The 15228-nt window shown below is 37.8% G+C and carries 16 protein-coding genes; 3 read left to right on the forward strand and 13 right to left on the reverse strand.

What is annotated here, in order from left to right; translation table 11 throughout:
- Positions 1-68 precede the first annotated feature (68 nt).
- A complete protein-coding gene (locus MHH37_RS14515; RefSeq protein ID WP_342573611.1) occupies positions 69-551 on the reverse strand; it encodes a dUTP diphosphatase in 483 nt (160 codons plus the stop codon).
- A 90-nt stretch (positions 552-641) separates the two neighbouring features.
- Here MHH37_RS14515 and MHH37_RS14520 point away from each other — a divergent pair, with 90 nt between their 5' ends.
- The 3 genes from MHH37_RS14520 (at position 642) to MHH37_RS14530 (ending at position 2846) form a co-directional block, all read left to right on the forward strand.
- Positions 642-1022 (forward strand): hypothetical protein, encoded by a 381-nt coding sequence (locus MHH37_RS14520; RefSeq protein ID WP_008407719.1) that lies wholly within the window; start codon positions 642-644, stop codon positions 1020-1022.
- Between the two features lie 92 nt (positions 1023-1114).
- Positions 1115-1792: an ABC transporter ATP-binding protein gene (locus MHH37_RS14525; RefSeq protein ID WP_342573612.1), complete on the forward strand. Its 678-nt coding sequence runs from the start codon at positions 1115-1117 to the stop codon at positions 1790-1792.
- Between the two features lies 1 nt (position 1793).
- Entirely contained in the window at positions 1794-2846 is a 1053-nt protein-coding gene (locus tag MHH37_RS14530) for an ABC transporter permease (RefSeq protein WP_342573613.1), read from the forward strand.
- Positions 2847-2884: 38 nt separating this feature from the next.
- Here the strand turns inward: MHH37_RS14530 and MHH37_RS14535 are convergent, their stop codons facing one another.
- The 12 genes from MHH37_RS14535 to mutM all read right to left on the reverse strand — a co-directional run bounded on the left by MHH37_RS14535 (position 2885) and on the right by mutM (position 15223).
- Positions 2885-3475 (reverse strand): peroxidase-related enzyme, encoded by a 591-nt coding sequence (locus MHH37_RS14535; protein WP_342573614.1) that lies wholly within the window; start codon positions 3473-3475, stop codon positions 2885-2887.
- Between the two features lie 128 nt (positions 3476-3603).
- Complete coding sequence (locus MHH37_RS14540) at positions 3604-3864, reverse strand: DUF1294 domain-containing protein (protein ID WP_008407723.1); 261 nt, start codon at positions 3862-3864, stop codon at positions 3604-3606.
- A 69-nt stretch (positions 3865-3933) separates the two neighbouring features.
- Complete coding sequence (rplT, locus tag MHH37_RS14545; protein WP_008407725.1) at positions 3934-4293, reverse strand: 50S ribosomal protein L20; 360 nt, start codon at positions 4291-4293, stop codon at positions 3934-3936.
- A gap of 75 nt (positions 4294-4368) precedes the next feature.
- On the reverse strand, positions 4369-4569 hold the full coding sequence (gene rpmI, locus MHH37_RS14550; RefSeq protein ID WP_008407727.1) for a 50S ribosomal protein L35: 201 nt from the start codon (positions 4567-4569) through the stop codon (positions 4369-4371).
- 35 nt (positions 4570-4604) lie between these two features.
- A complete protein-coding gene (infC, locus tag MHH37_RS14555) occupies positions 4605-5108 on the reverse strand; it encodes a translation initiation factor IF-3 (protein WP_039967350.1) in 504 nt (167 codons plus the stop codon).
- A 515-nt stretch (positions 5109-5623) separates the two neighbouring features.
- Complete coding sequence (thrS, locus tag MHH37_RS14560) at positions 5624-7555, reverse strand: threonine--tRNA ligase (protein ID WP_342573615.1); 1932 nt, start codon at positions 7553-7555, stop codon at positions 5624-5626.
- A gap of 548 nt (positions 7556-8103) precedes the next feature.
- Positions 8104-9063: a primosomal protein DnaI gene (dnaI, locus tag MHH37_RS14565; RefSeq protein ID WP_008407732.1), complete on the reverse strand. Its 960-nt coding sequence runs from the start codon at positions 9061-9063 to the stop codon at positions 8104-8106.
- Positions 9056-11797: a DnaD domain protein gene (locus MHH37_RS14570; protein ID WP_342573616.1), complete on the reverse strand. Its 2742-nt coding sequence runs from the start codon at positions 11795-11797 to the stop codon at positions 9056-9058. Before MHH37_RS14570 ends, dnaI begins: the two co-directional genes overlap by 8 nt.
- A gap of 22 nt (positions 11798-11819) precedes the next feature.
- The gene (gene nrdR, locus MHH37_RS14575) at positions 11820-12287 is read right to left on the reverse strand and encodes a transcriptional regulator NrdR (RefSeq protein WP_014823133.1); all 468 of its coding nucleotides are present in this window, start codon (positions 12285-12287) and stop codon (positions 11820-11822) included.
- Between the two features lie 250 nt (positions 12288-12537).
- Entirely contained in the window at positions 12538-13557 is a 1020-nt protein-coding gene (locus MHH37_RS14580) for a glyceraldehyde-3-phosphate dehydrogenase (protein WP_008407737.1), read from the reverse strand.
- Positions 13558-13741: 184 nt separating this feature from the next.
- The gene (gene coaE / locus MHH37_RS14585; RefSeq protein ID WP_065215518.1) at positions 13742-14338 is read right to left on the reverse strand and encodes a dephospho-CoA kinase; all 597 of its coding nucleotides are present in this window, start codon (positions 14336-14338) and stop codon (positions 13742-13744) included.
- Between the two features lie 12 nt (positions 14339-14350).
- A complete protein-coding gene (gene mutM / locus MHH37_RS14590; RefSeq protein ID WP_342573617.1) occupies positions 14351-15223 on the reverse strand; it encodes a bifunctional DNA-formamidopyrimidine glycosylase/DNA-(apurinic or apyrimidinic site) lyase in 873 nt (290 codons plus the stop codon).
- Positions 15224-15228 lie beyond the last annotated feature (5 nt).

Consider the following 15228-nt stretch of genomic DNA (forward strand, 5'->3'; position numbering starts at 1 on the left):
ATAATTACTCATCTTTATTATAGCGACAATATTTCGAAATGTGAAATAGTTTCTCGGCATTATGTAATTTAATAGCCATTTCGTTGCCGTTCATAATTCTTCTCATTTTTTAATTCATATGCATGCAAAACATCATCAATTGCAAAATCCAGGTTGTAGGCAATTATGCTGTATTGTTCCCACATCGCCCTGTAATTTTCTTCTGTTTGGTGCTGCAGAAAGGTCAGGATAGTCTGTGTCGCATTCAGGAAGGTTTCTGTTAACTCTTGCTTAACCTTTAAAAAGGGCCATTCTTCTAGCAGAAAACCGCGCATATTTCCTAGTGAGAGCATAAAGTGGACCGAGTCGACATACTCCTCCAAAAGAACAGCTCTTTTTGATGGCCCCTTCGTTGACCAGAACTTGAAACAGCGTGTTTCATTGGCCAATTCACTTAGCTCAACTAATAATGCGAGGCCTTTTTCGGCAAATACATCTTTTTGTACTTGTTGGTTTTCTTCAATAAATCGGTCTAGCTGCCGTTGCTTTTCAAATAATTGACGAAATTGCATTAAAACATCCCTCTTTTTCAAAATAAAATGAAACTTTTTATACTACTCAATCGTATAGGAGGGAATCACCGTAAGCAAGGAGGAAGTTTCATGGCTTTATTGTTACGAATTGCCATCATCCTTCTCATCATTTACATATTTTACAGAGGGGTACGCTACTTAATCGACCCAAAGCGTAAATTGGATGAGGCCTATGAAAATGGACAATATTATTTTTATGATGATGTGAAAAACATTCGGAAAAACTTTTTCATATCGTATAAGGGGGCATTATTTGAAGGAGAAAAATATTTAGGTACGACAGACAATGCATTTGAAGTCGTAAGTATTTTCGTCTTTGTCCATGATGCGATGAAACTTCAAGGGTTTACGAAAGAGGATTTTATGTATTTAGAAAACGAGATTCTCATGAATTATCCAAACGCCTCGATTAACTGGAAAAATCCGATAGAAAAACTGATGAAAGACTAACTGGGGACAGCGAACCGTATGATTGTACGGTTCGCTTTTATGTTTGAAACCTTTTTCATATATATCCGTATAAATGGATGAGGTGAAATATTATGGAAATTCATATTAAGAAAGCAGGTTATCTTGCAAATCAATCAAGCATTGAGCAAATTGATTTTTCAATGCAGCCTGGAACTATTACTGGTTTAATTGGGGGAAACGGTGCCGGTAAAAGTACTACAATTCAATCAATGCTTGGTGTTATTCCTTATTTTGAAGGGACAATCGCCATCCCCTCCTACGGTTATGTACCTGAACGACCATTATTATACGAACATTTTACACTGCGTGAGCACCTTCAATTTTTAATCGATGAATATAAAGACAAAACACTTTGGGATAAAGCAGAGCAGTTACTCACACTCTTTCAAATTGACCAGCGACTGGATGATTTGCCGATATACTTTTCAAAAGGGATGCAGCAAAAAGTTATGCTTGTATTGGCATTTTTAGTTGAAAGACCACTTTACATATTGGATGAACCCTTCATGGGACTTGATCCGCGAGCCATGCGGGAACTGCTCGTTTTAATCGAAGAACGTAAACAACAAGGTGCCGCTTTTTTACTTTGCACACACCAATTAGAAATGGCTGAAATGCTATGTGATCATTACATTCTCCTCCACGAAGGAAAAATCCAGGCTAAAGGATCATTGAGTGAACTTCAACAAATGATTGGTCTACCTATTTCTTTACTAGATATCTTTTATGAATTTCAAGGCAGGTTATAACATGTTTGCAAAACGCCTTTATCGCTCATATCAATTTAATTTTAACCTTATTAAATCAATCACAGATTGGACAGTCCTTCTATACCTTGTAGTACCTAGTATCATTATCGGCTTTTTCTTATATCGCGATTTCGCTGTTAATTTTCAGGTAATCGAACTTCAGCAAAATTTCTTACTCACTCTGTTATTTGGATTAAGCTTTTTCCTAGTAAAAACATCCACACGTCTCTTTGTATACGATGCTGATTTGCTATTTTATAAGCAGCAAGTAAGGAAAATTCATCAGATTAAACTATTTGGTTATAGTTATTCATTTATATATTTTAACTTTGTTCTTATCATACTATTATTGCTCACTTCACCTTTTCTTGTATTACCATTTTGGGAAGTACTTTTCGCTTTGAATATAATAAGCGTACTCCATATATTTATACAGTATAAATGTCAAAAGTGGTTTACAAAATGGCCGTTACTATTTATTATTCATGCACTCATTATTTTTAAACTTGCCGTTTTACCATTTTGGGTATTTTCCCTATTGCTTCTTGCTGCTCACTTACTTTTATTAAATACCGTACTAAGCAATCGTTACTGGTCAATCGAAACCCGCTGGGAATACGAAGCCTTTTACGGGTGGATGAAGCACCTGTATCAATTTAGCTTGGAAATGCGTCATTATATGCCAGCGAAGACAAAACAGCCGCTTATTTTACTAGCGAAAAAGAAAATATTAAGTACCCATCGTATCGATAATTTAATTTACAAAACATTATTGAGGAAACTGAATTACTTGAAATCTCCGGTCCAGCTCATTGTCCTTGTCATTGCCCTTCTCTTCGTTCTTCCTATATGGGCAAAAGCGATCGTCCTCATATTTTCTTTTATCGGTTTAAACGTTGCCCTTAGTTCTATTCTAAACGAAATTAAACAAGCTCCTTTTTTTCAACTAATGTCAGTTCAGGAAAACGAGTGGCTTCAGGCAAAAACTCGTTTAAAATATCGACTATTTCCTCCACTTGGCATTGTCATGATGCTCCTATTATTTATTAGTTAAAACAGAACCGGATGCTGCATTTTACTGCAGCATCCGGTTTACCGATTATGTCCGTAATGCCCGGGATTTGCAACTGCTCCAATCGTACTTACCCAGCGGTTAGTATAATTGAAGAATCCGGCAACATGTGCGGCTTCCAAAATTTCATGGTCATTAAAACCCGCTTCACGTAGTAAATCAACTTCTTTTGTCGTTATTTCATTTGGATACCTTGTTACACGGTATGCATAATCACATAACGCACGCTGCTTTTCCGTAAGTTTTGCGGAGCGGTAATTGTATGTTAACTGGTCAACCCATCCCGGATTTTTTGTTAGCCCCCGAAGGACATCACTATGTGAAGTAAGGCAATAGCTGCAATTATTTGTCGATGAGACGACAAGCCCGATCATTTCCTTGTCTGCTAATGATAAATACGTTGTTTCTTCATTGAACAGAGAATATTTAAATTCCAAAAATCCTTTATACTGCAGCGCATTCAATGGAAGAATTTTAAATAAATTATTTACAAACCCGTTTTGCTCCTGCTGCTTTTCAACATGTTGATCGAAAAGTTGCTGTATATCTTCCGGTATTTCCTCTTCATTCGGCTTCTGTAAATAAGATAATTGCTCTTCGTATTTACTCATTTCATTACTCCCCGCTTTCGAATTTACTGAATTTATTATAAATTACAACTACTAAACTAACAAATGAATAATCTTTTTCTTTGCATAAAAAAAGCACAGACAAATTTAGTCTATGCTCCAAGATCATATTAAAATAGCTGAACTAGTATAAATATATGAATTGCCCCAAGTAAAGGAAAGCCAAATGCAAATTGGTTATGCTTCGTTTTATGACGAAATAAATACATCCCTAAAACACCGCCAAGTGCGCCACCAAGTACCCCTAATGTTAATAGAGTTCTTTCGGAAATACGCCATTCCTTCTTTTTAGCGCGTTCTTTATCTATGTACATATATACGCATAGTACGAGTGAAACAACTGCGACATATGAAACTGCTGCTAATCCCATCTGAATCCCCCTAGTCAAAAAAAGACTGATAAGGAGCAAATCCCTATCAGCCTTTATTGTATACTAAAATTATTTAGCTACTGCTTTTTTAGCTTCTTCAGCTAATTGAGCGAATGCTGTGCTATCTGTTACAGCTAAGTCAGCTAACATTTTACGGTTAACTTCGATACCTGCTACTTTTAAGCCGTGCATTAAACGAGAGTAAGATAAACCGTTCATGCGAGCAGCTGCATTGATACGAGTGATCCATAATTTACGGAAATCACGTTTCTTTTGACGACGGTCACGGTATGCATATTGACCTGATTTCATTACTGCTTGGTTAGCTACTTTGTATAACGTGTGTTTTGAACCATAGTAACCTTTAGCTAATTTTAAAACTTTTTTGCGACGAGCGCGTGTTACTGTTCCGCCTTTTACGCGTGGCATAGTAATTACCTCCTGCTAATTCTTTCGAATGCTAATTTTTATTTTTGTTATTAATAATCTTTTAAACGGTCAAGATTATTTCATGTAAGTTAATAATGTACGGATACGTTTGAAATCGCCTGAAGTTGCAACTTTTGCTTTACGTAAGTGACGTTTTGCTTTAGTTGATTTGTTAGCGAATAAGTGAGAGCCATAAGCACGGTCAAATTTTAATTTACCAGTACCTGTTTTTTTGAAACGTTTCGCAGCTCCACGGTGAGTTTTCATTTTTGGCATGTCGATTTCCTCCTAAACTTGTTTCTACATACGTATTATTTCTCTGTCTTCGGTTGAAGAACTAAGAACATGCTTCGGCCTTCCATCTTCGGTTTTTGTTCAACCGTAGATACTTCAGCACAAGCTTCAGCAAAGCGATCTAGCACACGCTGACCAATTTCTTTGTGTGTGATTGCACGACCTTTAAAGCGAATTGAAGCTTTAACTTTATCTCCTTTTTCAAGGAACTTAATCGCATTACGTAATTTCGTTTGAAAATCATGTTCATCGATTGTCGGGCTCAAGCGAACCTCTTTCATCACGATAACTTTAGAATTTTTACGAATTTCACGGTCTTTCTTTTGCTGATCGAACTTAAATTTACCATAGTCCATGACACGAGCGACTGGTGGCTTGGCTTGAGGGGCCACAAGGACAAGATCCAAGTTAGCACGAGCGGCAATTTCCAACGCTTCAGTACGCGTTTTTAAACCAAGCTGATCACCATTGTGATCAATTAGACGAAGTTCTCGCGCGCGGATGCCTTCGTTTACATACATGTCTTTGCTAATATTAATCCACCTCCAAGTGTTTGTCGCGAATACATGAGTTGGTGTAAAGTATAACCCTGTCGAACGGTACAACTCTGCGTGATGTCCATATGTTCTTCTTGTTTTACAAACAAAAAGGACGGACATTTGAGATGTCCGCCCGCTATATGTGCATACGCATTCATGCGTAAAACAATTCAACGTTTCTAATACCTGCACGTAACTTATATAAAAGCACTTGTCAGGTGAGAAGCGGGCAGCCTCTACTTTCAAACTTTTGTATTCATAACTTAAATAATCTTAACATGAGATCCAATTACCGTCAAGCATTTTTATATGATTAATTTACTTTAAAAAATAAATGAAATTAATTTTCACTTCCGGGTTTCACTCAAAATATTCGTGGTATCTAATTAGGGACCAACATTTTATCGATGTAAAATATGTTATTAATATCGATATCGAAGCTTGCCATTATTGACGATAATAAAGGTGTCCCGCAAAATGCGGGACACCTTTTCATTTTATTTCTTCACTTCTGCAGTAATGTCTGCCAGGAACTGTTCAAAGCTGATTGTTTCTGAATCCTTCGAACCGTAACGGCGGATATTTACCGCATTTTCTGCTACTTCTTTATCTCCAAGTACAAGCATGTACGGGATTTTTTGCATTTGTGCTTCACGGATTTTATAACCTAGTTTTTCTTCGCGGTCATCCATTTCAACACGGATACCAGCTGCAGCTAATTTTTCTTGTACTTCACGTGCATAATCATAGTGCACTGCGTTTGATACAGGAATAATTGTTGCTTGCACTGGCGCCAACCAAGTCGGGAATGCCCCTTTGTATTCTTCAATTAAGAATGCTACGAAACGTTCCATTGTCGATACAACACCACGGTGGATAACAACTGGGCGTTGAGGCTGACCGTCTTCACCAATGTAAGAAAGGTCGAAGCGTTGTGGTAATAAGAAGTCAAGTTGTGCAGTCGATAATGTTTCCTCTTTACCAATAGCTGTTTTTACTTGAACGTCTAGCTTCGGACCATAGAATGCTGCTTCATCTTCTGCGATGAAGTAATCATAACCAAGCTCATCCATTGCTTCTTTTAACATCGCTTGTGCAGTTTCCCACATTTGATCGTCATCAAAGTATTTCTCAGTGTTGTTCGGATCGCGGTAAGAAAGACGGAATGAGAAATCTTTAAGATCAAAGTCTTTATAAACTTCTAAAATCAGTTCTACTACTTTTTTGAATTCTGCTTTAATTTGATCCGGACGTACGAAAATGTGCGCATCATTTAAAGTCATCCCACGTACTCGTTGTAGACCAGATACGGCACCACTCATTTCATAACGGTGCATTGTTCCAAGTTCTGCGATACGGATTGGTAAGTGACGGTAAGAGTGCAGACCGTTTTTGAATACCATCATATGGTGAGGACAGTTCATTGGACGTAAAACAAGTGTTTCATTGTCCATTTCCATTGGCGGGAACATGCCCTCTTGATAGTGCTCCCAGTGTCCTGATGTTTCGTATAATTTTTTCGAGCCAAGCACTGGTGTGTAAACGTGTTTGTAACCTAAAGATAATTCTTTATCTACAATATAACGTTCAATAGTACGGCGGATTGTTGCACCGTTTGGTAACCAAAGTGGTAAACCTTGACCAACTGTTTGGCTAGTCATGAATAAATCCAATTCTTTACCGATTTTACGGTGGTCACGTTCTTTTGCTTCTTCAAGCATTTGAAGGTGGTGCTTCAACTCGTCTTTAGTGAAGAATGCAGTACCGTAAATACGTTGTAACATTTTGTTGTCTGAGTTACCGCGCCAGTAAGCACCTGCTAATGATAATAATTTGAACTCTTTTAATTTGCCTGTAGATGGTACGTGTACACCACGGCAAAGGTCAAAGAAATCGCCTTGGTAATAGATTGATACTTGGTCATCTGCTGGTATTGCTTCAAGTAGTTCTAATTTGTATTCGTCGCCGACTTCCTCGTATATTTTTTGTGCTTCATCACGAGAAACGTTTTTACGCTCGATTTCGATGTTTTCAGCAATGATTTTTTTCATTTCTTTTTCGATTGCTGGTAAATCTTCTGCAGTAATCGGTGTTGGTGAATCGATGTCATAGTAGAAGCCTGAATCGATAACTGGACCGATACCTAATTTTGCATCCGGGTAAAGACGTTTTACTGCCTGTGCTGTTAAGTGGGCAGTTGAATGGCGAAGAATTTCTAACGCTTCGTCTGATTTGTTAGTAATGATTTCGATCGCACCATCTTGTTCGATTCCTGTTTTGGCATCGATTAATGTGCCGTTGATTTTCCCGGCTAAAGTTGATTTTTTAAGACCTGGGCTGATTGAGCCTGCAACGTCTAATGTAGATGTTCCCTTGGCAAATTCCTTTACTGCGCCATCCGGGAATGTTAATTTGATCATTTCTGACATGTTGTTGTCCTCCTTATAAGGTTTTTATTTAATTGAGAGTAGCAAAGTGTCGTCATCCTAATCCGTTGATTTCCGTTTCGGGCGGACGCTTTCCGCGGGCGTGGCCTTACACGAGCGTCTCAGGCGTCACGCTATTCCCGCTGGAGTCGCCGCCCTACACTACAATTAACTAATCTATAGCTATAAATTAATTTGCTCCCAATATTTTTTATCAGCCAAAATATATTAAGGCAAAATAAAAAGCACCGTCCCAACAAAGGGACGATGCTGTATGCTCGTGGTGCCACCCTTCTTCCTTCTTCGCAAAACGAATCAGAAGCTCTCGGTCAGTTAACGTACTGAGAAACGATGACGGATTGGCCCCGTCACTGCTCGAAGGTAGTAAAGTAAAACGCTTGTGCTAGGAAGCTTGCAGCCGTGTCTTCCCTCTCTAAAAGCCAGTTCGTTAAACTTGTTGTCCTTTTCAATGCATTTATTGTTTATTTACGTACAAAGTATACGCTCGATTTTGCAGAAATGCAATATTGAAAAATAAAACTTTCAATATTTTATTTTCTGCGGTTTGTTCCTGTAATTTCAAGCGGTGTTGTTAATGCCTGTACTCGTTGTAAAATACGGCCCGATTTCATTTCGTCAATTGCCCCATGTTCGGTTACCGCCCATTGTTCTTCCAATTGTTTGTAATTGAAGTTGGACGATATAAACGTCGGTAATTTTTCCGCCATTCGATAATGCAAGATTGACCCGATAATTTCATCTCTTGTCCATGTAGAAATCGGCTCTGAACCTACATCATCCAGCATCAGTACCGGCACTTTTTTTACAAAATCGATTTTCTGCTCAATCGATCCCTCTGTTACCGACGACTTTAATTCTCGGATGAATTCCGGCATATACACTAACAAAGTTTGAATCCGTTCTTTGGATAAAGCATTTGCGATGGCACCTAAAATATAGGTTTTGCCAACACCAAATGTTCCGTATAAATACAGCCCTTTTGCAGGAAGTTCTTTTGTTTCCCGATATTGCTTCCTGAATTCGACCATAAACTGTGTTGCAGCCATACGGGAGTTATCATTCATATCCATTTCATTAAAGTCTGCATTCAGGACATCTTTTGGCATATACATGGTCTTCATCATTGAAGCTAGCTCACGCTGATCATCTTCTTTTAACATTTGCTCACACTTGCGGTAAATAATATTAATCTGACCATTTGAAAGCATTAATTGCGGAACATGGCCTTTATAGAAATTTTGACACTGCGATGTTGAACCGGCTCCACAGCAAGTGTGCTTTTGCTCTACAAATTCAAAAAGTGTCGTCATTCCATATTGAATAACAGCCGAGTTTTCCGTCATATTATGGTCATTCATAAACTGTTGTACACTTGGATGTGAAAGCACCCGGTTTTTTAATTCATTATATTTTTGCTCAAATGATGGGATGTTAATTTTATTGAGCGAATCTTTTATTGGTTCGATCGTACTCACCTGCTTTTTAATCACTATTTAATTGCTCTAATAACTTTTTGCGTTGCTCTTCAAAATCAATTGGGTTTTGAGTATTGCTAGAATTAGTTTGTTGTACAGGTACCTGATCTTTTTCTTTAAACCAATCCGGCACTACCCCAACTTTCCTTGCACCGCGTTGTTTGTTCTTCTTGTCTTGCATTTCAGTATATACTTTCGCTTGGGTAATCGTCTGAATTTTATTGTTTCGCCATGTATTTGCGACACTGTTAATATATTTTTCAGGCAATGCACCTTCTGTCTTTTCCATTACATACTCTAGCATGTAATTGACGACAGCCGGGATCATCTTGTAATGCAGGATTAACTTTTCTGCTGTTGCGACAACATACGCAAATGGTTCATGACCATCGTTTAATTCTTTTGTAAAAAGATAAGGCGTCGCTTTTTCATAGCGGGCCAATTCAGGCGTAAACACATAATCCCCCGGATAATATTTCGGTAAATCCTGCTCGGTAATTTTCACGTCTACTTTGTTTTCTTTATAATTTGTTTCAATGTAAGCAAGTGCATCTTTAGCCAACAGGATATCTTTCAGCTGCATATTTAGTGCCAGCGTCTGAATTTGATTACGTCCAAAACGGCTCGTTTTATTCGTTAATATAAATTCAAGAATTGCGTTGACAACACCAACTTTAATGCCATGTTTTAATACAAGGTCATCCACTTGCTTCACTAACATTTCAACCGGTTCTTTACCGTTAAGTAAGTTTTTCATGAAATCATATGGCAATGTTTCATCGAAAGCCGGAATCCATTTTGACATATCTTTAACCGTAACTTTAAATGCAAGCGGTGTATCCATCGTAATTTTAGAAGCCTTCAATTGAGATCCATCGCTTTCTTCAACAATACGAAGGGCTTCCAAAGCATTTGCAGGCGGATTTAACATCCAGTTACCTGCGATTGACTGCACAAAGTTTTTTGTCAGTTTCCCGTTACTCTCGTTGTAGGCATATTCCATCAGCACGTTGACAGCGCCGACCGAAAGCCCTTGCTGCAATACGAGTTCCTCCGCTAAATCGACAATAAATTTTACCGGCTTTTTCCCTTTATACAGCGATTTCAAGAAATAATAAGGAACCGTTTTATCATAGTGAATTGATTGGTCATCTACCGTTAAATAATCTTCTGTCACTTTAATAAGATTGCGTTCATTTCGCTTTTCAATATAGTCCAATGCTTGCTCTGCTGTTTTAATTTGATTGTATCTGATTTCAGATGCCAACGCTTCTACAAACGATTCTGGTAGGTTCCCTTTTGTTGAATCCCAAACATGGCGAATAATGACGTTCGCCACTTCGATCGGTATATCATAAGAACTGTAAAGCGATTCTGCTATTTTCACATGCCCTGAAAACGGTTCTTCACCATGAGTCAATATAAGTAAATACTGATAAGGCGTAGAATTTTTAAAATCAACTAACGCTGATTCAGGAGAATCATTTTTCGAGTTATTATTTTCTTCAACTTTATTCAAATCGTTATTCGTAACCGTAATTTGCGATAAATTTTTCGATTTACGATCACGGTAGCTATGTTCAACTTTTGCAATTTCCATTGTATTTTCAGCTGTTTTTGCACCTTTTTTCAGCCAGTTATTCATGACAACCTTCATAAAGTTTTTATTGTAATTCAGTTCATCATTCATTGAAATATAATGAATCAAAACATTCAATGTGCCGTAAGATACCCCTTTTCTAATGAAATTGTTAAATTCCATTACAACGGATTCCGGTGGCAAATAACCATTAAACTTTTGAAAAACTTCTATCGGTGAGGTTTTTTCTAAATACTCGATTAAACCTTCTTTATCATTAATATTTCGCTGTGTTTTTGCAGGTGCAGTGTTCATTACTTCTACCGAACGGAAAATGTCCTGTTTTTTGATCAGTTTCGGTTTCGAGACACCGACGTTCAACTGGTAATATTCTTCACAGCGTTTTTCCAGCTCTTTTTTCGTAAGTCCATCATCTGTATCCCATGCCAATAACACAATTCTTTGCATGTCCGTTACAGAGAAATTGTACATGAAAGCTAATTTGGCAATAGCAATTTTAATATCAAGTGTAAATAATTTACTTGGAATCAAGTTTTGGCTCATGCCCATCATGAAGCTTTTAAAATCAAATAAGTCATACTCAAACGGGTACGACATTTTTGAACGTTCATTTACCGAACCTGTATTTTCCTGCATGACTTGCTTTAGCTCAGTTTCTGTTATTGCTACAAATGCATCGTTAAAGCTGCATGTCACATCTTTGTATCCATGTAAGGAAATATCATGTTTCGTTAATTTATTTCGCAATGCTTCATACTGTTCACGACCGATTTTTCGTAAAAGCGCTACCGAAAGAATCGAATCGTCAAAAAAATCGCGGCCAGTCAAAGGCGGATATAAAATATACTTCATTGATTTATATGAATCCATCATTTTTTCAAATGACTTCACTAAACCAATTGCCTCTAATACAATTCTTGCTTGTAGTAATTGCTTCGGTTTAAAACTTAATGAATCTAGCAGGTTGCTATGAAAACAAGTTGCTTTTTCGTGTTGTTGTGTTTCAACCCATAACTTTAAATATAATGCGGTAGCTTCAACACCGATAATCGGCTGATAGCATAATTGCAATGCAAGCTGATGCTCACTAGTGATATTTTGAGGGCAATGAATTTCACAATGGTCATATGGATTTAGCTGATTCATCATTACCATTTATCCCTCCTAACACTTATTTGTCATTTGACTGACGGGTCATGATTTCTTTCAGTTCCTCGATAAAGACTGTAATATCTTTAAATTGACGGTAAACAGAGGCGAAGCGCACATAGGCCACCTCATCAATTTTTGCAAGTCGGTCCATCACCATCTCCCCGACATCTTCCGAGCGTACTTCCGCATTGCCTAATCGGCGTAATTCCTTTTCAATTGATAGGACAATCTCTTCTAATTGATCTAATGCAACTGGTCGCTTTTCACATGCGCGGATCAGACCACGCAACACTTTTTCACGACTAAACTCCTCGCGTGAGCTATCCTTTTTCACTACGATTAAAGGGGTTTCTTCAATTTTTTCAAATGTCGTAAAGCGAAAAGCACAAGATTCACATTCACGACGTCTGCGAATTTCTTTATTATCATCAACAGGTCTTGAGTCTACAACGCGTGTACCGTTGTATTGACAAGCTGGACATCTCATATAATAATTTCTCCTAAAAGTTAGTTTAGTTTATTCTATTATAACAAAAACAACGCGCTTGAAATAGTGCTTCACGCGCGTTGAAATTTTCCAATGGAAAGTCATTCAATTATATAGTGCATTGGTGCTTCACACAATAGAAAAAGCCTTTTGCAAAAATGGTTTGATTTTCCGCAAAAGGTTTTTCTGTTACATCAGACGTATTTACGCCTTTTCGAAGTGATCTATCACATTTTAACAAGCATTAAAATTATGCATTTACTGTTGCTAATTCGTTTGCAATTTTCTTTGTTAAGTCTACTACGCGTGCAGAGTAACCCCACTCATTATCATACCATGCGATAACCTTTACTTTACGGTCTCCCAATACAATCGTAGTTAAGCCGTCTACAGTAGATGAGTACGTTGTTGTATTGTAGTCAGAAGATACTAATGGCTCCATAGAGAAGTTTAAAATACCGTTCATTTTGCCGTCAGCTGCCGCCTTAAATGCCGCATTTACTTCTTCTACTGTAACGTCTTTTTCTACATCTACAACTAAATCAACTAAAGAAACGTTTGGTGTTGGTACACGTAATGCCATACCATGAATTTTCCCATCCAATTCCGGTAATACAAGGCGCAATGCTTTTGCTGCACCAGTTGAAGTTGGGATAATTGATGATCCGCAGTTACGCGCACGACGTAAATCTTTGTGAGGGTTATCGATGTTGTTTTGATCGTTTGTATAAGCGTGAACTGTTGTCATTAAGCCGTTTACAATACCGAACTCATCGTTTAATACTTTTGCTACAGGAGCTAAACAGTTTGTCGTACAAGATGCATTTGAAATAACATCATGCTTTGATAAATCCAATTTATCATCATTTACACCTAAAACAACGGTAATATCTTCATTTTTACCAGGAGCAGTTAAAATAACTTTTTTCGCGCCAGCTTCAATATGTTTTGCTGCTTTTTCACGTTCATTAAATTTGCCAGTAGCTTCGATTACGATATCTACACCCATTTGAGCCCATGGTAATTTTAATGGATCGCGTTCACTAACTAATTCAACACGTTTGCCGTTTACAATTAAGGCACCTTCGACTGCTTCAACAGTCCCCGGGAACATACCATGATTTGTGTCATACTTAATTAAATGTGCTAACGTTTCAGATGGATAGCTTGCATTCACCGCTACGATATTCACGTCACCGCGCATCATTGCTTGTCGGAACACCATACGACCAATGCGGCCAAAACCATTAATTGCAATAGAAACTGTCATATTATTTAAATCCTCCTAAAAGTACGATTCATTCGTTTTGTTTATTCGTTGATTAGTATAACACATATTATAAAAAGTTGAACATATTTAATCCACTAAATTAAATTTGTTATTTTCAGATAATACATACCCTCAAAATAAAAACCTCAACCCAATTTTTAATAAAATTAGTTGAGGTTATATTTTACTTCAGTACATTCCATTCATACAAAATATTTTGAAGCTGAATTGCTGTATCCTCCAGCGTACCGTTATTATGGATGACAGCATCAGCTAGCTGTTCTTTTTCTTTTACCGGAATTTGTGAGGCAATACGGGCATTTGCTTCATCTTCCGTAAAGCCGTTTCGTTCCATTAAGCGCTGCAGCTGAACTTCTTTATTTACAGAAACAACAATGATTTTTTCAACGAAATGTTCCAGCTTGCTTTCAAATAACAGCGGAATATCCATGAAAATGTTTTTTTCTCCATAAGACATTAATTCATCACGCTGACGCAACATTTCTTCACGAATAGCCGGATGTATGATGCTATTTAAAGTTTTCCTCATTTCTTCATCATGAAAAATAATACTTCCCACTTTTGCACGGTCCATTGAACCATCGTGTGCAATGACTTCCGGTCCAAATGCTTCCGCAATTTTTTTTAATGTCGGTGTACCAGGCTCGACTACTTGCCGCGCCACTAAATCGGCATCAACGATTGGTAATCCGTATGACTCAATCATTTTAGCAACTGTACTCTTTCCACTGGCAATACTACCTGTTAAACCAATAATCACAGCAATTCCCCTTTATTTTTGACATTGCGGACAATATGTTGATGTTCTGCCCGCAATTACGAGCGACTCTGTATTTGTTTCACATACAACACATTGCTTTTTCCCATACATTTTCAGTCGATGCTGCATTGTTCCAGCACCACCATTAATACTGCGATAGTCTGAAATTGTCGATCCACCCGAATCTATGCTTTCCTGCAACACATCACAAATCACACGAAAGAGCGTCGTCTTCTGCTCGCGGCTTAACTCATTCGTTGCTTTTCCAGGATGAATAAGCATTTTGAACAATGCTTCGGTTGCATAAATATTCCCGCAACCAGAAATCACCTGACCGTCCATGATGACTTCTTTAATCGGTTTTTTCGCGAATTTCGGTTTTTCACTTTGCATGATGAAAAAATCACAGGCGATTTCATCAAAAGGCTCCGGTGCCATTTTTAACAATGGTGGATGATCGGCAATTTCTTTAATAAACCGTAATTCACCAAATCGGCGGATATCTGCATAGACAAGCAATTCTCCGCTTGCCAATGTGAATATTGCATGAATATGCTTGCGGAATTTTTCTTCCGTTATCTCCAGCACATCAGTAACAACAAACCATGCGCCACTCATCCCTAAATGATTCACTAAAATAAAACGTTCAGCATCTTTCTTGAGATGAAAGAATATATATTTTGATCTGCGCTCCAATTTATCGATTTTCATATCGCGTACTAATAGTTCAAACTGAGAAGGCTTCGCGTTTTTTACAATCGCCTGTTTTCCAGCTTCATGTGATGTATAAACAACATCCGACAAAGAGACAGATTCAATCGTCTTTCCTTCTACAATTGGCCGTAAATCACGTACGACCCCTTCTACTTCTGGTAATTCCGGCATAAATG

The organism is Solibacillus sp. FSL K6-1781, assembly GCF_038630735.1.
Classification (GTDB): Bacteria; Bacillota; Bacilli; order Bacillales_A; family Planococcaceae; genus Solibacillus; species Solibacillus silvestris.

Bases quoted from the DNA above. Each gene is read 5' to 3' on its own strand.
- infC (WP_039967350.1), bottom strand. From the start codon at position 5,108: ATGTATGTAAACGAAGGCATCCGCGCGCGAGAACTTCGTCTAATTGAT.
- MHH37_RS14520 (WP_008407719.1), top strand. From the start codon at position 642: ATGGCTTTATTGTTACGAATTGCCATCATCCTTCTCATCATTTACATA.
- mutM (WP_342573617.1), bottom strand. From the start codon at position 15,223: ATGCCGGAATTACCAGAAGTAGAAGGGGTCGTACGTGATTTACGGCCA.
- MHH37_RS14535 (WP_342573614.1), bottom strand. From the start codon at position 3,475: ATGAGTAAATACGAAGAGCAATTATCTTATTTACAGAAGCCGAATGAA.
- MHH37_RS14515 (WP_342573611.1), bottom strand. From the start codon at position 551: ATGCAATTTCGTCAATTATTTGAAAAGCAACGGCAGCTAGACCGATTT.
- MHH37_RS14540 (WP_008407723.1), bottom strand. From the start codon at position 3,864: ATGGGATTAGCAGCAGTTTCATATGTCGCAGTTGTTTCACTCGTACTA.
- MHH37_RS14570 (WP_342573616.1), bottom strand. From the start codon at position 11,797: ATGATGAATCAGCTAAATCCATATGACCATTGTGAAATTCATTGCCCT.
- nrdR (WP_014823133.1), bottom strand. From the start codon at position 12,287: ATGAGATGTCCAGCTTGTCAATACAACGGTACACGCGTTGTAGACTCA.
- rplT (WP_008407725.1), bottom strand. From the start codon at position 4,293: ATGCCACGCGTAAAAGGCGGAACAGTAACACGCGCTCGTCGCAAAAAA.
- MHH37_RS14580 (WP_008407737.1), bottom strand. From the start codon at position 13,557: ATGACAGTTTCTATTGCAATTAATGGTTTTGGCCGCATTGGTCGTATG.
- thrS (WP_342573615.1), bottom strand. From the start codon at position 7,555: ATGTCAGAAATGATCAAATTAACATTCCCGGATGGCGCAGTAAAGGAA.
- MHH37_RS14525 (WP_342573612.1), top strand. From the start codon at position 1,115: ATGGAAATTCATATTAAGAAAGCAGGTTATCTTGCAAATCAATCAAGC.
- MHH37_RS14530 (WP_342573613.1), top strand. From the start codon at position 1,794: ATGTTTGCAAAACGCCTTTATCGCTCATATCAATTTAATTTTAACCTT.
- rpmI (WP_008407727.1), bottom strand. From the start codon at position 4,569: ATGCCAAAAATGAAAACTCACCGTGGAGCTGCGAAACGTTTCAAAAAA.